This window comes from Shewanella carassii (genome assembly GCF_019670705.1).
Taxonomy (GTDB): Bacteria; Pseudomonadota; Gammaproteobacteria; order Enterobacterales; family Shewanellaceae; genus Shewanella; species Shewanella carassii.
Window position 1 is genome coordinate 2358785 of sequence record NZ_AP024618.1, and the last position, 20715, is coordinate 2379499.

19 protein-coding genes are annotated in these 20715 nt (G+C 53.2%); 14 read left to right on the forward strand and 5 right to left on the reverse strand.

Features of this window, described 5'->3' with window-relative positions:
- Positions 1–150 precede the first annotated feature (150 nt).
- The 12 genes from hyaA to K5621_RS10755 all read left to right on the forward strand — a co-directional run bounded on the left by hyaA (position 151) and on the right by K5621_RS10755 (position 12772).
- Positions 151–1287: a nickel-dependent hydrogenase small subunit gene (hyaA, locus tag K5621_RS10700; protein WP_100143761.1), complete on the forward strand. Its 1137-nt coding sequence runs from the start codon at positions 151–153 to the stop codon at positions 1285–1287.
- A 3-nt stretch (positions 1288–1290) separates the two neighbouring features.
- Entirely contained in the window at positions 1291–2994 is a 1704-nt protein-coding gene (gene hyaB, locus K5621_RS10705; RefSeq protein ID WP_221049222.1) for a nickel-dependent hydrogenase large subunit, read from the forward strand.
- A 12-nt stretch (positions 2995–3006) separates the two neighbouring features.
- Positions 3007–3678, forward strand: coding sequence for a Ni/Fe-hydrogenase, b-type cytochrome subunit (cybH, locus tag K5621_RS10710; protein ID WP_100143765.1), 672 nt, complete (start codon positions 3007–3009; stop codon positions 3676–3678).
- A 7-nt stretch (positions 3679–3685) separates the two neighbouring features.
- The gene (locus tag K5621_RS10715) at positions 3686–4285 is read left to right on the forward strand and encodes a HyaD/HybD family hydrogenase maturation endopeptidase (protein WP_025010289.1); all 600 of its coding nucleotides are present in this window, start codon (positions 3686–3688) and stop codon (positions 4283–4285) included.
- Positions 4272–6155, forward strand: a complete 1884-nt coding sequence (locus K5621_RS10720) for a NiFe hydrogenase (protein ID WP_221049223.1) — start codon at positions 4272–4274, stop codon at positions 6153–6155. The genes K5621_RS10715 and K5621_RS10720 overlap by 14 nt, the downstream gene beginning before the upstream one ends.
- Positions 6155–8641, forward strand: coding sequence for a carbamoyltransferase HypF (gene hypF / locus K5621_RS10725; protein ID WP_221049224.1), 2487 nt, complete (start codon positions 6155–6157; stop codon positions 8639–8641). The genes K5621_RS10720 and hypF overlap by 1 nt, the downstream gene beginning before the upstream one ends.
- 75 nt (positions 8642–8716) lie before the next feature.
- Complete coding sequence (gene hypB / locus K5621_RS10730) at positions 8717–9574, forward strand: hydrogenase nickel incorporation protein HypB (protein WP_221049225.1); 858 nt, start codon at positions 8717–8719, stop codon at positions 9572–9574.
- A complete protein-coding gene (locus tag K5621_RS10735; RefSeq protein WP_025010286.1) occupies positions 9574–9822 on the forward strand; it encodes a HypC/HybG/HupF family hydrogenase formation chaperone in 249 nt (82 codons plus the stop codon). The genes hypB and K5621_RS10735 overlap by 1 nt, the downstream gene beginning before the upstream one ends.
- Positions 9809–10933: a hydrogenase formation protein HypD gene (hypD, locus tag K5621_RS10740; protein WP_100143770.1), complete on the forward strand. Its 1125-nt coding sequence runs from the start codon at positions 9809–9811 to the stop codon at positions 10931–10933. The genes K5621_RS10735 and hypD overlap by 14 nt, the downstream gene beginning before the upstream one ends.
- On the forward strand, positions 10933–11937 hold the full coding sequence (hypE, locus tag K5621_RS10745) for a hydrogenase expression/formation protein HypE (protein WP_221049226.1): 1005 nt from the start codon (positions 10933–10935) through the stop codon (positions 11935–11937). The genes hypD and hypE overlap by 1 nt, the downstream gene beginning before the upstream one ends.
- Positions 11937–12284, forward strand: coding sequence for a hydrogenase/urease nickel incorporation protein HypA (gene hypA / locus K5621_RS10750; RefSeq protein WP_071477383.1), 348 nt, complete (start codon positions 11937–11939; stop codon positions 12282–12284). The genes hypE and hypA overlap by 1 nt, the downstream gene beginning before the upstream one ends.
- Before the next feature lie 308 nt (positions 12285–12592).
- Entirely contained in the window at positions 12593–12772 is a 180-nt protein-coding gene (locus K5621_RS10755) for a hypothetical protein (RefSeq protein WP_165565012.1), read from the forward strand.
- A 294-nt stretch (positions 12773–13066) separates the two neighbouring features.
- Here the strand turns inward: K5621_RS10755 and K5621_RS10760 are convergent, their stop codons facing one another.
- The 5 genes from K5621_RS10760 to K5621_RS10780 form a co-directional block, all read right to left on the reverse strand.
- On the reverse strand, positions 13067–14230 hold the full coding sequence (locus K5621_RS10760; protein WP_221049227.1) for a chemotaxis protein: 1164 nt from the start codon (positions 14228–14230) through the stop codon (positions 13067–13069).
- 196 nt (positions 14231–14426) lie between these two features.
- The gene (locus tag K5621_RS10765) at positions 14427–14738 is read right to left on the reverse strand and encodes a hypothetical protein (protein ID WP_221049228.1); all 312 of its coding nucleotides are present in this window, start codon (positions 14736–14738) and stop codon (positions 14427–14429) included.
- Positions 14739–14959: 221 nt separating this feature from the next.
- Complete coding sequence (locus K5621_RS10770; RefSeq protein WP_221049229.1) at positions 14960–16030, reverse strand: hypothetical protein; 1071 nt, start codon at positions 16028–16030, stop codon at positions 14960–14962.
- A 261-nt stretch (positions 16031–16291) separates the two neighbouring features.
- Entirely contained in the window at positions 16292–18067 is a 1776-nt protein-coding gene (locus K5621_RS10775; RefSeq protein ID WP_221049230.1) for a VRR-NUC domain-containing protein, read from the reverse strand.
- A gap of 75 nt (positions 18068–18142) precedes the next feature.
- On the reverse strand, positions 18143–19636 hold the full coding sequence (locus K5621_RS10780) for an EAL domain-containing protein (RefSeq protein ID WP_221049231.1): 1494 nt from the start codon (positions 19634–19636) through the stop codon (positions 18143–18145).
- A 233-nt stretch (positions 19637–19869) separates the two neighbouring features.
- Between K5621_RS10780 and K5621_RS10785 the strand changes: the two genes are divergently transcribed.
- Positions 19870–20343: a mechanosensitive ion channel family protein gene (locus tag K5621_RS10785; protein WP_221049232.1), complete on the forward strand. Its 474-nt coding sequence runs from the start codon at positions 19870–19872 to the stop codon at positions 20341–20343.
- Positions 20340–20714, forward strand: coding sequence for a class I SAM-dependent methyltransferase (locus tag K5621_RS10790; RefSeq protein ID WP_221049233.1), 375 nt, complete (start codon positions 20340–20342; stop codon positions 20712–20714). The genes K5621_RS10785 and K5621_RS10790 overlap by 4 nt, the downstream gene beginning before the upstream one ends.
- The last annotated feature ends 1 nt before the right edge of the window (position 20715 follow it).

The following is a 20715-nucleotide window of genomic DNA, read 5'->3' on the forward strand; positions in this document are numbered from 1 at the left end:
TGCTATGAAAAAGTAAACTCGTTAAAAATCACACCCCAGCTGAAATCTTGATGCACATCAACTTTAATCACTCTATTGCGGCCTAAACTCACAGTCGTGATTTGTGTGAGTTAAAAAGTTATTACATTCTTATAAACAAAAGGTTCACCCATGGACACACATGCAGCCCTTTACGAGCAAGGACGGCAACGGCTGGAAAAATTGCGTCAGCTGCCCGCCCGTCAGGACAAGTCTTTACAGGAACGTATGCTGGAATACGGCTTGACCCGCCGTGATTTCATGAAGTGGAGTGCATCGGTTACCGCCATGCTGGCGCTGCCCTTGCCCTTCTCCAACCTAGTGGCCGAGGCCGCTGAACTGGCCGATCGGGTTCCCTTAATCTGGTTACATCTGGCCGAGTGCACAGGTTGCTCCGAATCTTTGGTGCGTGCCGACACGCCTAATCTGGATTCGTTGATCTTCGATCATATCTCGCTGGAATATCACGAGACTCTAATGGCTGCCGCTGGCTGGCAAGCAGAAGAGAATCTGGAACACGCCTTGGAAGCTTATAAGGGCAACTACCTATTGGCGGTTGAAGGGGCCGTGCCAACGGCCAATAACGGCGCCTTCTTAACAGTCGGCTGTAAGGGCCATACCGGGCTCGAAATTGTCAAGCATGCCGCCGAAGGCGCTGCCGCGATAATTTCCGTGGGTACTTGCGCCGCCTTCGGTGGAGTTCAAGCCGCCGCGCCCAACCCAACGGGTGCCAAGGGTGTCCATGAAGTGGTCAACAAGACGGTCATCAACCTGGGTGGCTGCCCACCGAGTGAAAAGAATATTGTCGGCACCCTGATGTACTTCATCATGTTCGGCAAGCTCCCTGCCCTGGACATGTTCAATCGGCCCAAGTGGGCCTATGGTGCCAGGGTGCACGACAATTGCGAACGCCGCGGCCGTTTCGACGCCGGTGAATTTGTTGAGGAATTCGGCGATACCGGCGCCAAAGAAGGTTACTGCCTCTACAAGGTAGGTTGTAAGGGGCCTTACACCTACAACAACTGCCCGACCGAGCGCTTTAATCACCATACCAGTTGGCCTGTGCTGGCCGGTCATGGCTGCATGGGTTGCTCTGAGCCCAACTTCTGGGATGATATGGCTGACTTTGAAAAACCTCTTGGTAGACAACTACTGCATGGCCTGGATGCCACCGCCGATACCATAGGCGCTGTTATTCTCGGTGCCACTGTGGTGGGTATCGGCGCCCATGCGGTTGCCAGTCTGTTTGCCGGTTCGAAGGAGGATTAATCAATGAACCAACGTGTAGTCATAGATCCCATTACCCGTATCGAAGGCCACCTGCGTGTTGAGGTGGAAGTCGATGAAAACAATGTGGTGCAAAAAGCCTGGTCCTCCTCCACCCTCTGGCGCGGTATTGAGGTGATCCTCAAGGGCCGTACGCCTATGGATGTGGGCCTTATCGTGCAGCGGATCTGCGGGGTGTGTACCTATTCCCACTATCGCTGCGGCACCGAAGCGGTGGAAAACGCTCTGGGGATGAAAATTCCGCTCAACGCCCGCTATCTGCGCTCCTTGATGCACACTTCGCTGTTTATGCACGACCATATAGTGCATTTCTATCATCTGCATGGTCTGGACTGGGTGGATGTGGTTTCCGCTCTCAGTGCCGATCCCGCCAAGGCGGCCCAGGTGGCGCTCAAGTACACAGACAAGCCGATTGCCGCCGGTGAAGGTGAACTCAGGGCCGTTCAGGAAAGGGTCAAAGGCTTTGTCGAAACCGGCAAGCTTGGGCCTTTCGCCAACGCCTACTGGGGTAACGGTACCTATAAATTTACCCCAGAGCAGAACCTGATTGCCCTGTCGCACTATCTCAAGGCGCTGGAAGTACAGCGGGTTGCGGCAGAGATGATGGCGATTTTCGGCGGCAAGCAGCCTCACCCTCAATCTCTGGTGGTCGGCGGTGTGACCTCGGTGCGCGATATGTTGAGCCCGGCAAGATTGCAGGAGTGGAAACAAAAACATGCCATTGTGGCCGACTTTATTGAACGTGCATACAAGGCCGATATCATAATGGCGGCCGAAGCCTTCGGCGGCGAAGCCTCGGTACTGGGCGGCGTTAACATCAAGAGCTTTATGGCCACCAATGACTTTGTCACAGCCGATGGTGAATATCTGTTTGAACAAGGGGTTATCCTCAAGGGCGACCTGGCCGGTGTCAGTGACATCAACCCGGATCTGATTGCCGAAGATGTCACCCACGCTTGGTACAAGGCCGACAAGCCGCAACACCCTTACGATGGCACCACAATTCCGGATTACACCGGCTTTGTAGAGCGCGACACGGTTTACGGCAAACTGCCGACCCTGGATGGTGACAACAAATACAGCTGGGTGAAATCGCCCCGTTATCAAGGTGAACCCGTGGAAGTGGGCCCACTCGCCTGCCTGCTGGTGAACTATGCCAGAGGCAATCAAGTGGTGGTCGATGCTGTCAATGGTTTGCTGCAACGCACCGGCTTGCCGATTGAAGCCCTGTTCACCACCCTTGGCCGCACCGCGGCGCGCATGTTGCAAACCTCGATTGTGGCCAAAGAGGGATTGCGCACCTTCGATGCCCTGCTGACTAATATCCAGAGTGACGACAGCACTTATATCAAGCCTGAGCTCGATAGCAACAAAGAGTATGTCGGCCACGCCATGACTGAAGCGCCCCGCGGTATGCTCAGTCACTGGATCCGCATCAAAGGGGGACTGGTGGAAAACTATCAGGCCGTGGTGCCCACCACCTGGAACGCAGGACCTGTGGACGCCAAGGGACAGATGGGGCCTTATGAAGCATCACTGATAGGCTTGAAACTTGAAGATCCCGCCAAACCACTGGAAGTGATCCGCATTATTCACTCTTTCGATCCCTGTATGGCCTGCGCCGTACACGTGATGGATTATAAGGGGCAGTCTTTGGGCGAATTCCGTATCGATCCCAATGCCCGCTAAGGAGGAAGCGTCATGGCTACATCGAGTGTTTCCTATAAACAGGAGATAGTATTCAGCGCCGCGATCCGGATATTTCACTGGCTCAGAGCGCTGGCCATTTTGGTACTTGTAGTGACAGGCTTTTATATCGCCTGGCCGTTTCTGGTGGCGCCCGAGTCCAGTGATGTGTTGGTGCAAGGCTGGATCCGCTTTGCCCACCTGATCTTCGGCTTTATCCTCTGTGCCATTACCCTGGCCCGCGCTTATCTGTTCTTCTTCAGTAAGAGCGATATCGAGCGGCGCTCGTTTCGGGATGTGATGAGCTTGAAGAGTTGGATAGTTCAGCTCAAGTCCTATCTGTGGATGGGTAAGCTGAACAAGGCCGGTGTCTATGGCCCACTGCAGTTTATGACCTATCTGGCAGTGTCTGTAATGGCTGCGGTGATCTGTATTACCGGTCTGGTACTCTATGCTAACGTCTACCATCAAGGTATGGGCGGCTGGCTGTGGGATATCTCCGGCTGGATCACGGCGCAGATGGGTGGCCTGGCCATGGTCAGGATCTGGCACCACTATCTGACCTGGGCCTTTGTCATCTTCGTGGTTATCCACGTTTATATGGCAGTCTGGACAGGTATCCGCTTCAAACATAACTCAGTGGACTCTATTGTCTCGGGTTATGACTATCACCCGGACAAGCACTAGAGGTCAGATGAAGATATTGCTGCTGGGTATTGGCAATGTCCTGTACGCCGATGAAGGTATCGGCGTACATTTTGTCAATTACCTCAATGAAAACTACCAATTTACTCACCCAAGCGATCAGCTCGATCTCCTCGACGGCGGCACCCTGGCACAGGGGCTCACCCCTATCATCGCCAAGTACGACGCTTTGCTCTTGGTCGATACCGTCAATGCCGCAGGCGCCAAACCCGGCGAAGTCTATTTCTTCGACTTCGATAAGGCTCCGCCTGAAATCGACTGGCAAGGCAGCGCTCACGAAGTGGAAATGCTGCAAACCCTGATCATGATGGAGATGCTTGGCGACAGGCCCCACACCATGGTACTTGGGATCACCCCAACCGTGATTGAACCCATGACCCTTGGGCTCACACCGCAAATTGCCGCCGCCGTGCCCTTGATGGAAACCACGCTTATCAACTATCTGCAGCACCTTGGCTGGCAATGCCAAAAAACCGGTAACACAGACATAGAAGCCCTTATTCCCCACTCCTATCGCCCAAAGCTGTCTGTAACTGCAACGGTCGATGAAGAAGACAAACTGCCGGAAACATCCCATGAAACTCGTTAGATTCGAATTTGACTGCGCCTCGCAGCAGCCTTGGTATGGGCATTTATGTAACCAATATCTTAATTACGATAAGCTGAATATCACTGTCGCCCTGTTGCCGCTGAAATCTGCGGCCAAGCAAAGCACTGATGCCGCCCTGGAGCAGAATCATCAGGCGCCAAGGATCATCTGGCGATATATTCTCGAAGCCGAGGGGAGCCAGAGTGAGCTTGAGCAGCTCGCCGATGAGATTGCGGGTGATTTTCTCTTGAGCACCAGCTTACTGGACTCACGTATTTTACTGGCAGAGGAAAGACTCGGCGCCGCCACACCACTGGCTTTAACCGACGTACTTCCCAATGCAGCCACTCGGCCGAGCCTGGCGTTTTGTCAGCACTGCCAGCCACGTTTGGGCGATAACCAACACCCTGATTTTGCCAATATCCGTTTGCCCTGCCCCCATTGCCACGGTGAAGAGGCGGTATTGACCAAGCCGGCGCTTTGCGCCCTGCAGCCAAGCGATATCCGCGCCATGGCCGAGCAACTGCTTGAGGGCAAATCGCTCACGCTCACCGACAGCGGCAATCGGCGCCTAAAACTGAGTCTCAAACAAGATGATATGCCTCAGGGCATACCCAGCGGCCAAACACTTATCTGCTGCAATCCCAATAGCCTCAACGCCCACTTCCTGCTGACCGATGCCGAGGTGTTGGCGCTTTCTTCGATGGAAAAACCTGCGCTGCGGTTAAGGCCCTGCTCGCAGCATTCCAGGCTCACACAGCCCTTGTACTCAGTGGCGTTTGCCGATAGCAGACTGCTGCTGATCATCTGCGAGTATTTGCGTATCAAGGGCTGCGATTATCTGTTTGCCACCGAGTTATCCCAGCCATCCCGTGTGGAACTTAGCTGGATAGCCGGTCACTATCTGCCGCTTTATGCTCAGCAGGCGCGGCTGAGTAAGGCAAGCTCAGGCCATGCCTTGCCGGAAACCCTGCACGATGAGGCAAGGTTCGGCAAATCAGTGGCGACCGTTCAAAACCAGGGCAACAAAAAAGAGCCGCAAATTGTATTGAGAGCCGCCACGGAAAATGACGCGAATATCTGGCAAGTGTCCGCCGAGCACGGCGCCGAATGTGCCTTCAATGGGCTGCAGGCCGAATTTTCCGGTATAAAAAAGGCCGCGCTGCTCTATTTCAGCGGCTCGAATCCATCTCAGATACGCTATCTGGATAAGGACGGCGAACAAGAGTGCTTCTTTGAGCTAACTCAACTGCCCGCCAGCGGCTATGAGATAGTACACGCACTGGAGCAAAGCCCGCAGCGCACTGTGGTGCAAAAATTCAAAAGCCAATTCCCCGAGTGTTATAACCGCCTGCTGGATTTTGGCAGTCGCGAGCCATCCGCCTTCCCCGGGTTGGATGCGCTATGGGCCGTTATCGCCATCATCAGTGGCCTCGGGCAGCAGGGTCAGTCGGCCACTGAGCTTAAAGATGCCTTTATCGCCGCCGCCATGAGTTACAAGGGCGCCAACGCACCGCGAATCGATTACCCCTTGGCCAAAGGCGAAGCGGTGCGCGGCCTTAACTGGTGCAAAACGCTGGGCACTGTCATGAGTTTCCGCCTCGCCGGCGACACAGATGCCGCCAAGCTCTGCTTCGCCGCCCAGGATTCACTGGCCGACTATCTGGCCAACTGGGTCGAGCATCTGGATCTCAGCGTTGGCATAGATTGTGTGTTTCTGGCCGGCAGCGCCATGGTCAACCCGGTTCTGAGCAAGAGAATCGCCATCCGCATCGGCAAAAACTTCCCGCTGGCGGCCAGTCAGCTGCTCGATCTCGACGGCGCCCTGCTCGCCGCCGGCGCACTTTGGCTCAGGCAAAGGAGGCGCTGATGACAGCGCTTGTTGCCCAAAGCTTCAATATCAAAGGCATAGTCCAGGGGGTGGGTTTTCGCCCCTGGATTTTCCAGTTGGCAAAACGCTTTCAGCTCACGGGCCATGTGCTCAACGATGGCCAGGGCGTCAGCATATTGGTGCAAGGTCCGGAGATGGCGCTGGCAGGCTTTCGAGCCGCGCTCGATACCGAGCGCCCGCCGCTGTGCCGCATTGATGAACTCACCGTCAGCCATGCCCAAGTGCAGGACTTACAGGATTTCACCATAGCGCACAGCAGTGCGGGGCAAGCGGCGGCCATAGTCACTGTGGGCAGCGACAAGAGCAGCTGCGATGCCTGCCTGGCCGAGATACGCGATCCCGATAATCGCCACTTCGGTTACCCCTTCACCAACTGCACCCACTGTGGCCCCAGATACACCATTATCCGCAACCTGCCCTACGACAGACACAATACCGCCATGGCGGGCTTTGCGCTCTGTGATGCCTGTCGCCAAGCCTATGAAGACCCTATGGACAGGCGCTATCACGCCCAGCCGGTCAGTTGCCCAAAATGTGGCCCCGAGCTGACACTGCGTGGCGCAGGCGGCGAAACCCTCGCCAAGAGAGAGCAAGCGCTGGCGCAAACCATTGCCCTTATCGAACAGGGCAAAATCCTCGCTATCAAGGGCCTAGGGGGCTTTCATCTGATCTGTGATGCCGGTAATCATGACGCAGTCACTGAACTTAGGCGCCGCAAGTGCCGCCCGGCCAAGCCGCTGGCACTGATGATGCCCTCAGTCGAGTTCGCCAAACAGTATGCCGAAGGCTCAAGCGCCGAATGGCAACTGCTCAGTAGTCAAGAGCGGCCAATAGTGCTTATGGGCAAGAAGCAACACCAGGCTGACGCTCCGGCACTCAGCAGCGCCATAGCCCCTGATATCGACCGGCTGGGTTTGTTCCTGCCCTATACGCCGCTGCACACCCTGCTGCTCGATGGTCTGCAGCGGCCGCTGGTGGCCACCAGTGCCAACCGCTCCGGTGAGCCGATTATCACAGACGGCGACGAGGTGCTGCAGCAACTCGGCAAGCCGCCTCTGGCTGTGGTCGATGCAGTATTGGATCATAACCGCCCCATCATCAACGGTTGTGACGACTCTGTGGTGCAGATGCTGGATGATGAACTGCAAATACTGCGTCTCGCCCGCGGTTATGCACCGCTGAGCCTGCCAAGCAAGAGCTTGGCGAGCATGAACATAGTAAGCAAAAGCTTGGCGAGCATGAACAAAGCAAGCAAGAGCTTGGCGAGTAAGGACTCTAGAGACAACTGCTCCAACAAGCTGCCGTCACTGCTGGCCGTGGGCCCACAACAGAAAAACACCCTGGCGCTCAATATCGGTAATCAGCTCTATCTCAGCCCCCATATCGGCGATCTTTTCAGTGTTGAGGCTGAAGGCTATTTCGAGCGCACTTTGCAGAGTTTCCAGCGCCTGTACCGCTTTGAACCCGAGGCCATCATCCGCGATAAACACCCCGACTACGCCTCCAGCCGCTGGGCCGAGCGGCAAAGTGCTCGGCAGCTTGAGGTGCAACATCACTTCGCCCATCTGCTGGCGGTGATGGCTGCCAATGATTACAGCGGCAAGGTGCTGGGCTTCAGCTTTGATGGCACAGGGCTTGGAGATGACAACCAGCTCTGGGGCGGCGAACTGCTGCTGGCAGATTGTCAGGGCTTTCAGCGCCTGGCAACCCTGAGCCCGATGACACTGCTCGGTGGCGAGCAGGCCATTCGCGAGCCTTGGCGCCTACTCTATAGCCTGCTGTTGCAAAACCATGGTATTGAAGAGTTGCAGCAATTGGCGGTCTTTGCCGCCGAGCCTGCAGCCAAGCTGGCCAACCTTGGCAAGCTCGCCAGCGGTGGCATAGGTCCCAAGAGCCACTCCATCGGCCGTTTATTCGATGCCGCCGCCGCTATGCTGGCGAACTTGAGACTCAGCCAATATGAAGGCCAAGCCGGGATTATCCTGGAAACCCTTGCCCGCAGAGCCATTGCCGCCGGGAAACAGCAAGGCGCCGAGAAGCTAGGCTTAGAGCTGAAGCTTGAACTTAAGCTCGAACCGACAAACACTCGCGCCGAGCTGGTGCTTGGGCAGTGGCAAAGTGCACCGCTATTTTCGGCGCTACTGCAAGCCTGGCGCACCGAGCCGGACAGTGAACTGCTGGCGCTGGCCTTTATTCGAGCCATAGGCAAAGGGATTATTACCGCGGCGCTCAAGGCCCGTAACTGGCTCAAGGCCGAAGGAATAGAAGATCTGCCGCTGGTACTGAGCGGCGGCGTGTTTCAAAGCAGGCTTCTCAGTGAATACTGCCACCGGGAACTCGCCCGGCTTGAATTTCACCGCTTGAAACCCGGCCTGGTGCCGGTCAATGATGGCGGTATCGCCCTCGGGCAGCTCTGGTATGGATTACATCAACCCGGGCTCACACAGAGCCTGGTCGAACGTTGAAATTACTGATTGATATCAAGGCATCTGCCGCCAAAGCGGCGCATGCTCAGATTAAGGAACCAAAGGGAGTTCATTATGTGTAAAGATTGCGGATGTTCACTGCCCAGGGGCAACGGCGGGCATCATTCTCACGAGCATGGTCATTCTCACAGTCACGATCACAATCACGGTCACAGTCACTCTCATGGCCATTCCCATGAGCACTCTCACAGCCATTCTCATAGCCAGGGCACAGTACACACCAACCCACAGCTGAACGACAGCAAGACACTGTCGGTGATCCACAAGATCCTCGACAAAAACGATATCGAAGCCCAGCACAACCGTGAACACTTCGAATCCCACAAGGTGATGGCCTTCAATATCATGAGTAGCCCCGGCAGTGGCAAAACCAGCCTGCTGGAGCATCTTGGTGCCTATACAGACAAAAAGTACTGCGTCATTGAAGGCGATCTGGAAACCTCGCGGGATGCCGACCGCCTCAAGGCCAAGGGTATAGAAGCGATTCAGATCCAAACCGGCAGCGCCTGCCACCTGGATGCCTTTATGGTGCACGGTGCCCTGCACCAGCAAGCGCTCGACAACATGGATATCTGCTTTGTCGAGAACGTCGGCAACCTGGTGTGTCCGGCCAGCTATGATGTTGGCACCCACATGAATATTGTGCTGGTTTCCATCCCCGAGGGCGACGACAAGATAGAAAAATATCCTGTAATGTTCCACCGCGCCGATCTGGTACTGCTGACCAAGTGCGATCTGCTGCCCTACTTTGACTTTGATGTCGCCGAGGCCCGTGCCCAGGTGAGTAAGCTCAACCCCAAGGCCGAGGTATTGGAAGTCTCTACCAAAGATCCCGCCAGTTTGACCCGGGTCGCCCAGTGGCTGGATAAGCAGCTCGCCGCCTTTGCCGAGCGCACTAAGGAGGCCCGCTGATGTGTTTGTCTATCCCATCCCAGGTAGTGGAGCTGCACCCCGAAAGCCAGAGCGTTACCGTGGAGACCCTGGGGGTTAAACGCACAGTGAGCTGCCATCTGTTGGATGAACCGCTTGCCATTGGTGACTATGTGCTTATCCATATCGGCTTTGTGATGAACAAGATAGATGCCGAATCTGCCGCCGAGAGCCTGGCGCTGTACCGTGAGATAGCGGCCAAACTGGAGGCGGAAGATGGCAGAGCTTGAACTCAAGCAGCTGTACGACGGCTTTCGCTGCCCGGCCACTATCCGTAATCTGGCCGAGGAAATCGCCGCGCTGGCTCCCAAGCTGGCTGAGCCGCTCAATATCATGGAGGTCTGCGGCGGCCACACCCACACCATAATGAAATATGGCCTGCTGCAGCTGCTGCCGGAAAATATCCATTTCATTCATGGCCCGGGTTGCCCGGTATGTGTCATGCCCAAAGAGCGGATAGATCAGGCCGCCGCCCTCGCCCGCCTCGATGATGTGATACTGGTGACCCTGGGCGATATGATCCGGGTTCCCGGCTCCAAAGGTTCGCTCGCCTCGGTGCGCGCCGAAGGTCATGATATCCGCGCCGTCTATGCCCCGCTCGATGCGCTGAAAATCGCCGCCGATAACCCGGACAAGACCATAGTCTACTTTGCCATCGGTTTTGAAACCTCCACGCCGATGACGGCGGTACTGCTGGAGCAAGCCGAAGCCAAGGGCCTTAGTAACCTCTTGTTTCATATCAACCATGTGCTGGTACCACCGGCAATAGATGCGGTAATGAGCCACCCCGAGACCAAGGTCAACGCCTTTATCGGCCCGGCCCACGTCAGCGTTATCAGCGGCGCCCGCATCTATCGCCCGGCGGTGGAACGTTATCACACCCCTGTGGTGGTCTCGGGCTTCGAGCCTGTGGATGTCATGCAATCCATCCTCGCGCTGGTCAAACAGAAAGTCAGCGGTCGCTGTGAACTGGAAAACCAGTATCAACGCGCCGTCAGCGAACAGGGCAATCTCTTGGCGCAGCAAAAGGTAGCGCAATTTTTTAAGGTACGCCCCAGTTTTCGTTGGCGCGGCCTTGGCCCCATTGCCGACTCGGCACTGATGCTGAAACCCGAATACAGTCACAGGGATGCCGAACAACGCTTTGCCGAACGCTTGCCGGTGAAACAGATAGACGATCACAAGGCCTGCCAATGCGGCGATATTCTGCGTGGCATGGCCAATCCCAAGGATTGCAAAGTATTTGGCCGCGGCTGCACCCCACAAACACCGCTCGGCAGTTGCATGGTCAGCTCTGAAGGCGCCTGCAATGCCTATTACAGATATGCCGGAGTAAACTGATGTCCGATAAACGAGTACAACTGAGCCATGGCGGCGGTGGCCGGGAAATGGCTGAGCTTATCAACAAGCTGTTTTTCGATGCCTTCGACAACCCCATTCTCAGACGCGAAGAAGACGCCGCCTGTTTGCATCTTGGCGGCGATTGCGCCTTTACCACAGACTCATTTACCGTAGCGCCGCTGTTCTTCAAAGGTGGCGACATCGGCAAGCTGGCCATTGCCGGCACAGTCAACGACTTAGCTATGATGGGCGCCGAGCCGCAATATTTAAGCTGTGGTTTTATCATAGAGGAAGGCTTTGAAATCAGCCGTCTGAAACAGATAGTCGCCAGCATGGCCGATGCCCTGTCTCAATGCGGAGCCCGCATCGTCTGCGGCGATACCAAAGTAGTGCCCAAAGGCTGCGCCGACGGCATTTTCATCAACACCTCAGGGGTGGGCCGTATTCTCAAGCCGGGCATTTCGGCTCATGCGCTCAAAAGCGGCGATGCCATCTTGCTTTCGCGGGACATAGGCCGTCACGGCGCCGCCATCCTGAGTGCCCGAGAAGGGCTGGAGCTGGAGTCTGAACTCAGCTCAGACTGCGCCGTGCTCTGGAATGTGGTGGAGCAACTGATTGCCGCCAATCTGGAGATCCACGCCATGCGTGACGCCACCCGCGGCGGCTTGTCGGCTGTGCTCAACGAGTGGGCCAAGGCCTCTAACAAGGGCATTACCCTCAAAGAAACCGCTATTCCCGTCTGTGATGAGGTACGCGGCGTCTGTGAACTCTACGGTTTTGAGCCCTGGGATCTCGCCAACGAAGGCAGCTTTGTCATCGCCCTGCCCCGCGAACTCGCCGAAGGCGCGGTCGAAATCATGCGCCGCTTCGGTCATTGCGATCAGGCCTGCATCATAGGCGAAGTAGGCGAACAACATCCGGGTAAAGTGGTACTGGAATCGGCCTGGGGCAGTCGCCGTTATTTGGATCTGCCACAGGGCGAGCTGTTGCCGAGGATCTGTTGATGCACGAGTACTCTATCGTCAGTGCCCTGATGGAGCAGTGCCAGCAACTCGCCGCCGAGCACGGCGCCAAGGGCATTGCCCGGGTCGCCATCAAGATAGGCGCCATGAGCGGCGTTGAGCCTGAGTTGGTTCGCACCGCCTTCAACACCTTTCGTGAGCACAGTGTCTGCCACGACGCCGTGCTCGATATCGACATAGCGCCGCTGACGCTATCCTGCAACCAATGCCGGCAGCAAAGCACCCCAGAAGAGCGCACCGTCATCTGTCCCCACTGCCACAGCCAGGATACCCGGATCATAGACGGTGAAGATATGCTATTGATGCAACTCGAGTTAATCACAGATTAAACCTGCCCAAGCAAAGCGGCGCCGCTATCTGTGTTGAACTGCACTTGTAAAACTTAAGGCCAAGGGCTATCGCTTCAATAATGCCTTTGGCCCTTTCCTCTATCCTTTCTTACTACTGCTATCTCGCCAATAAAACCTGTGCCGGCTTACTGTTAAACTATCCAGGCAGATAAGACCTCTTGTTTTGTTAAGATGACTTGGTTACTTTAAAGGCGATTCAACCAGTTATAACATGCGGCTACCACAAGGACGGCTGGCATGCCAGTTCCCAAAAAATCAACACAAAAATAATTTAAAAGGAGAACACCATGACTGAAAACAAGCAGTCTAAAATGGATATAAATTTACATGAGATCAACTGCCCAGAATGCGGCGAAATAATGCCGAAAATTCGTATACCCCAAAATATAAGTCAACTGATGTGGGGTGGTTGGACTTGTCCTAAATGCAATTGCAAAATGGATAAGTTTGGTAAAAAAGTCATCTAATTAAAACAGACTATAACCGAAATACCCATGGTTTCATCAAGTCTACACATGAGCTAATACAGCTAAGGAAGGTGCGAATAAGTCCTCGGGCCCTAAAGAAACTGCAGGCACACGTTAAGCTGATCTGTAGAAATAAGTAACCAGCCCTGCGAATACCCTCGGACGGTTGGGCTGAAAAGTGGTGGCAAGTATCTGTTTGAAGTCCTAAGCCGCGCGTTAACACCCTCTTGCGACTAATACAACTTACGCTACCTTCTGCGCCTCACTATAAGACACTTGCCACCATTTGACTGACTATTGCTTCGTCATACTGGCTTGTTTCAAGCCGATACGCTTGCCCAACCAAACACCCAAGCCCAGTGGCGCAAAGAACACTACCAGCAAGAACAGCACAATATAGAGGATCAGGCTTTTAATCACGCCAGTGAGCTCTTCAAACACCTGAGTCACAGTACGTTGCACCAGCGCGTCGGCTTCTTTGGTCACGGCCTGGCGCTCTCTATCCACCATCTGTTCCAGCGCAATGCGCTCACGTTCCACCATTTTTTCCAATGCCAGACGTTCAACCGACAGTTGCGCCAGATTGCGCTCGGCACTGGCATCCAATTGTGCCAACAGCGGCGTCAGCTCGCGGCGCAGATCCACTGCCAGCTCAGACATTAACTGCGGGCTTTCATTCATCAGCTTCTGAAATTTAGCCGAGGTTTCGCTGATGTCTTTTAGGGTTTGCTGGACCTCTTTTGAGTTGATGTTAGAGTGAAGGGCAAACAGTTCTGCCTTCCAGCCAAGCAGTTTTGGCGTTTGGCTCGCCAGCATGGCCATACGGTCGGACATATCGCTCATCACCTCAGGCACACTGCCGAAGGTAGTCACAGCATCAAACTCGCCGATCTTACGGAAGCTCAACCAGTCGTTAAACGCGGAGACCCGCGGAAAACTAACATCAAACAGCGGGTGGGCCATGGCATATTCGCGGATAAACTGCTGATTGGCAGTAAAATCGGCTTTACTCATCAACCCTTGCATGCGGCGCTCATAATCAGCCAACAGTTGTTGACTGGTGTTGGCTGCCAGTTGCGTTTGCTCGCCAAACAATGCCTTACCATTACCGGACTCAAAAAACTGTGCCATCTGGGCAGTAAATGCCCAAGTGTCTATCATAGCGGCTACCGGCGACACCTGAAAAATGGTTTGTCCCAGTGTTTGTTCGGCATTAATTTTCCACATCAGGGCATTGGATTGGATCTGCAGATCATCAGAGCGCTGCAGTATCAGATCGGCGCTCTGTTCTACTCCAGCAAAAAAGCTGCTGGCATATTCCCGGGTAAATACCCGCATGCTCAACTGCTCCTGCGGCAGCGGCTCAATACCGCTTTCCAATTTCACCTCAAGCAATGAACAACCCGAAGCCAGTAACGACAGACAAAGAACCAAACTCCAAGAGCATAAACTACGCATGGCACTCCACCAATACAGACAATAATAAGGAAAAGAGGATCTTACCATTTTGCCGACTATTGCCGCCGAAGATAACCCAAAACGTGAGTAGACTCACAGCCCGCAAACAATTAAAAAACAATATGATTAAGGATATTTTAAGCGGGTGTTAACGGTCCACTCGATGACCAAGCTTACCCTTGCCGGATACAGAAAACTAATGCAATAACGCAAACAACAGCAACATTCCAATGGCAATAGACAAGTTGGTCTTCCAAAAGGCATTTTGGGTTACCGTTTGCCGAATCAATACCCCGCTCCCCCTCAACCAACCGGCCCAACATCCGGCGATCAATGCTTGTAGCATCAAAATAGCCCCCACCAACATATAGGTCAGATCCAACCAACCCTTGGATGGAAACATGGAAGGCAACAGCAGTAATCCAACAATGCCCGCCAAGGCCGCCCAACTGCAACCCACCAGCAATGCCAACAGAGAAGACAACAAAAATCCCTTTAATCCTTGCATCACACTCTCCTTGTTCTCGATGAAATGGCTTCCCTTCAGCCCATGCTATTTTTTATCTACCCCGATTAAGAGAGTCAAGGTGAGTCACGAGGTTAAACCTCAGCACAATTTGCTCGCCTATGAAAAGTCGGCCAGACCATTGCCTGGCCAATGTTTGACAAAGCATCGAATAAATTGCCTTATAAACAAAATTACTTCACTTCCGATGAATTTAATCTCGACTATTTTAATCCCAGTTGCTGACGCCCTGTTTGATTGATATAAGGCTTCAGGTCAGATAAAGGTAAAAAGAATTCATGCTCGCAGCCGTTACCGCGAGGAAACTCCCAGAACTTAAGACCACTTTGTCCATTTTGGGTTTCCAAGGTTAAGTGATAATAGCCCTTTGCACCATATTCTGTGCTATCGCAGTCAAATTCGGGATCGGCCTCCGTGCCCTTTGGGAACCACTTGGCCTGCAGTAAAGACGGTAGCTGATTTGTCTGCTGATCTGGATCAACATCATAAAACCACTGCCAAGGATGAAACCGCTCCCCCGTATTAAGATCAAAATTGGTAAAGTTAATTGATATTCCGCTGGCGCCATACCCTGCGGCCCAGCGATAGAATCTGACACTAAGCCAGTTATCGTTAGCAAAGCTGACCTCTACACCCGTTTCATCGCTAAATGCCGTGCCCATGCGCCCAAGAAAGTCTCTGCGGGTTTGATAATAATGCTCGAGTAACTCAGGGCTGGTGAGACGCTGCTTAAGCCAGTGATTGATTTTGTTCAACCCGAGCTGTTGACCGCGAAATTCAAGCCCCACTTCGCCACCATAGGTGAGTTCCCGAAACTCCAAGGCATGGTTAAAACTCTGCCAGGCACCACGCTTAAGCTTGGGTTGGGTTTCCAACGCCAGATTATAGGCTTCGCTGCTACAGTCTGTAGCGTTATCAAAGGCTGAGACTCTCCTGAGGTTGATAGGCAAGGTCTTATCTCCTTGCGCCAAATACCAAAGTCCTTCGAGCTGTCCATCTTGAAGTGTGATTTGCCAGCGACCGGTATCGTCACGCTCCTGGAAATGGTCATCCTTAAATTTCAGGCTGATAGGCTTTAGATACTTGATATAGTAATAATTGCCGGAATCACCATATTCGTTGAAGCAGGCGCGGACTTGCGTTTTTCCCAAGGTTCCTTGCCACACACCAGCCAACTGTTTGGCATCTTCCTCTGTCATACTGCCTTGAATAGCGCAGGCACTCGAGCTCATCAATAACAAGGTCGAAGCGTAAAAGATGGTTTTGACTGCCATCCCTGTATCCTTAATCTTGGAGGTCAAAATCTGGCAGCCTAGGGGAAGTATCCGTTAAAAGCAATGAGAGCAACTGAACTTCCAAGCGAAATGCGACCCCAAGAAAAACTGACTCGAAATAACACTGAGGTTTTGAAAGGTTTTGCCCATCAAACAGTGTCTCACCAGCACGTTAAGCAAAGATCCCCGGTGGCCAACCGCCCTGGAACCAGACGGCCTTGAAACACAGAACAACCCGAACCGAGTTCACAGCCCCACGGTTTAAGGTGACCAACTGACATGGCAAACCTGCGCTCCCACCAAGTCATTCAAGAAGTGGAGCCAGTATATTTGGTGATCGGACAGCTTATCGCCCGGGCCTTTGACTTCCAGCCAGCTGATACGACCTTGGGGGTCAAACAATACCAGATCCGGGTGACCACTGCGGTAATGTTTGAGATCGCCAAGCATACGCTGAAACACGCGAACGAGTTTCGGCCCGGAAAGTGCCGCCAGTGTCAGCTCTAGTACCTGTTGCGGCAGGTTTTCCCAGTAAACCCAATCGTTTGCCAGTCCCTGCTTTTGCTGAAAATGGCGCCAAATAACCGCAGCGGGCTCCCGAGCGATTTCATCGAGACGCGCCGTTATGGCCTCTTGCCGGCGACTGACAAACGCCTCGGTGAACATGTCCCGCGGACTGCGTTGAAACGGGTTATCGAATACCGCCTTGATGGGCGCAAAAATAATGTCCCAAAAGGCCAGGCCAAAGAGGCCACAGAGCAGAGTATTCTCGAGAAAAAATACTTGATAGCCGTGAGCTTCAAAATGCGCTGCCACCAATGATTCGACCCGCTCACCATTGGGAGAGAGTTGCAGAGCTATCGCTGGCGGCGCAGTTATTTTAGCCAGCATATTTTCGCGAATTGCTTGCAACCTTAACGCCAATGAGTCTAACACCTCGTCGTCGTCCGGCAGCGGTAAACCAGGAAGGCCTTTGCCAACAGGCCGCTTTTTAAAAAGACGTTTACCAATGCGCTCAATGATTTGCCAGTGGCTTTCATTAGCGGCCAGCTCACAAAGGTGCAGCAGCGCATGCGTCAACGGCTGCCATTGAGCCTGTTTTTCCAAGCAGCGGCATAGGCGCTCCCTCGCCAGCCAATCTTCACACTGCGAATAGACACTGATGGCCAGGGAAGTTTGCCCCTGTCTTTCGGCTTCGCGGCCTATCAGAGTCAGTAGTTTTTGTCGGCGCCGCTCAAGCAAGGGATTAACCTCGGGCATAGGGGAAACGGCATTGATTTGCTCAAGCAGTAACGGAATATCCAGCGGTTGTCTACCTAGCAGCGACTCATCTAACTGTTGACTCAAAAGACGTAATGCCAATGCTGTGCCCAGCTGCTCCGGGCTATCATAGGCACGGTGAGCCTTGTCCAACACAGTAACTTCAAAGCGCTGTAAACCCAGATCGCTAAGTACAAACTGGCTCAGATCCTGATAGCGATTGCCAAAGTAGAGTAGCAACAAGGCGTCGAGCAGTGGTTGGCATTTAAGCGCTAACCAATCGATGTCAAGGCTTGCATTCAATCGGCTTAACAGCGGCGGTAAGTAATGAGGTTCGAGAGCCAATATGGCCTGTTTCAGAGTCTCTTTGGAGCTGCGGGCGATATTCAACTGGCCAAGTGCAGCCATATCATCCTGGCGCTGCTGAAATGTAAGCAGCGCCGAGCGCAGCTCGGTGAGAGTGACTCCTTTGAGCCAGGTTTCAGGCTCCGGCACTGAAGCGGTATCGATAAGCCCGGCTAGCTTGAGGCCCCTTATCGCGGGGGTAAGCTCTCCTATTTCCGGGTAGTTAAGCTTATCGGCGCGAAACCACTCGCCCTTGCGGGACAAGAGCCGCACCAATAACATCCGTGAGACCTTGGAACAGCCAAGGTATGCCGAACGTAACTTGGTCAGTTCGTCTGGCAAAATATCCAGGTAGCGGGAGCAACCCTCCAACAAGAGCTCAAAATTGCCAAGGTAATAATCGCTGGCCAGTTCGGGGGCTGCGGGCTTCACAACGCTCCTTATTCGCTACACAACGACGGGACGATATAACTTCTGAACAAGTAAAACATCTTTATCTGCCATTGTTCAAATGACGTTTTTCAATTCTTCAACCGGCATAGGGCAAGCAAAGTAGTACCCCTGAACCAGATAGACCCCCCGACTCTTGAGGTAAGCCAACTGCTGCGCCGTCTCCACACCTTCCACTATGGTTTCAAGTCCCGACTCCAGGCCAAAAGCTATGATGGCATTGAGCACATCCAGTTTAAGATCGTTGGTGCCTATGGTGTCGGTAAACATCTTGTCTACCTTGATACTGCCAATCCCCAAGGTCTGAATATACTTGAATCCGCCATATCCGGTACCAAAGTCGTCAATCGTAAAGCCATAGCCACGTGCGCTCAGCTTCGCGATTTCCTGTTTGGCCGTTTCTATGTCGGCAATGGGTAAACGCTCGGTGACTTCAAATTTCAAGCGTCCGGGTTCGGGCCAGTTGTTTTGCTCCAATAAGCGACTGAGATGCCCTCGCTCCAGATGGGCCGCAACCAGATTGATACTGACCCAAGCATTGGACTCCAATTCGGGCAAATGCTGCAACACTTGCTGCAACAATGATTCGGTAATGGGAATGATCAAACCACAGTTTTCGGCATGTTCGATAAAGGCGGCCGGGGAAATAAACTCCTTGTCTTTTTTCCAGCGCACCAACACTTCATAACCGACCAACTTTCCCTGACGAACATCCATTATCGGCTGATAGAAAGGAACAAACTCCTGATTAACGACTCCTTTCCGGAGCATACTTTCCAGGGAACAATGCCGATTGAGATAAAATGAATAGCCTGCAACCAAAAGCAGCCCAAGCAACAGGCTTGAAGGCACCCCGTAAGCAAATATCTGTTTCCAGGCATATTGATGTAGCTTTTGCCCAAACCACAGTCTTAACTCAACCTGTTGTTTTAAATTTTTGACGTACAGATAGTGAACATGATGCTCTCTGGGAACCTCCCGATTTCCCCTTTCAAAACTGACTTGTTCAAGCCCGGGAGCGAGATGTTGCAACTCCAGATAATAACAATCGGAACAGGGCAGGCTGATAAGCTCCCGGATCCAACTGCTATCCAAGACCCAATAAGCGAGATTGTTGTCGCGTCTGAAATAAAGCAAAAGCTCTTGATCTGTCCCATACATAGCCTTGGTTTGACTCAAACCAAATTGCTGCCCAGTGAGAGGTTCTTTAGGTAAGTCTGGCAGTTCGAAATCGATACCCAGTGAACTGCAGCCTACCCCGGCAGAATTCTTGACCCCTATGATCCGAAAATAACGGTTGTAGTATTCCGGAGCTCTCAAGAGTTGTGCATCGGTTGGACCGCAATCAAAATGGAACTGGGACACTTGATGTTCAATGATGCTGTTTATCGCCTGTGCTCTCTTGGTCAAATACTTCATCATGATGGCTGACTGATTTTGAACTATGACATTGGTAACGGGCCGAAGCAACAGCTCCGAGGACAACAATAACAACAATAATGGGAACAAAAACAACAGCAAATACCGTTTAGCCTCGGAGATAGCTTTCATCGTTGCTTTCCTGAACAAGAGTATCCCCTTATAACCTCCTCTAGTGGCCAATACCTTGAGCTAAACAACAAAACCGTCCCCTTGACGTTAACCGGCTAAAAAATAAGCTCGACTTGTTTCCCGATCCAAGTTTGGCTAGCCTGTGGCGCCTTGTTGACTTAATCACGCCATGGCCCGCATTTTCGAGCCAGACCTGATATACAAAGAAAAAAAGTTGTTATTCGGAGCAAAAAATGAATGAAAATGTCATGCAGGCAATCCTGGTGTTTGCCGTATTTGTGGTGGTCAGCCTGGTTATCGACCGTTTCCTGAAACAAGTGGCGACCCGCTTTGACTCGGCGGCCAGCGAATCGTTTCGCTTGATCTCCAACTCCCAGCGCGTGGTACTGATATTTATCGGTGCCGTCTTGGCCTTATCCAAGTTGGGCTTTGATGTTGGCGCCCTGGTTGCCGGACTCGGGCTCACCGGGTTTGCGCTGGGTTTTGCCCTCAAAGACGCCATATCCAACTTGATTGCCGGCATTATGATAGTGCTCTATAAACCGATAAAGCTGGGCAATAAAATCGATATTACCGGCTCCAAGGGGACTGTGGTGGATCTCAACCTGCGTTATATTACGGTAAAGGATGAAGGCGTGACGCATCTGGTGCCCAACTCTTTGTTCCTCAACAATAAAGTTTCCATTATTGATGAAGATAAGCAATGACGGCGCCGCTTTGGTATAAGATTGCCAACCAGGTCAATTTCAATCTGGAAATCGATGTGCAGCGCTTCCGCCTGTTGGTGAAACCCGATGCCAGAATACTGGACTTTGGATGCGGTTATGGCCGGATAGCCAAGCAGCTGAAACAGTTAGGCTATCCTGATGTGCTGAGGGTCGCTCCCTCAGCCGCCATGATAAAGCGCGGCCTCAGTCTGTACCCGGACATCAATTTAATTCAGCTGCCGCCCACGCAGTTGCAGAAGCTGCTGGAAGACTTTGTCGACCTGAAAGATGAAGTCACGGCCTGTAAAACTTTGGCCGGCGATCCGGCTCAGTGCTATCGAGCCTTTGCCAGAAACCGCAGCAGGCTTTAGC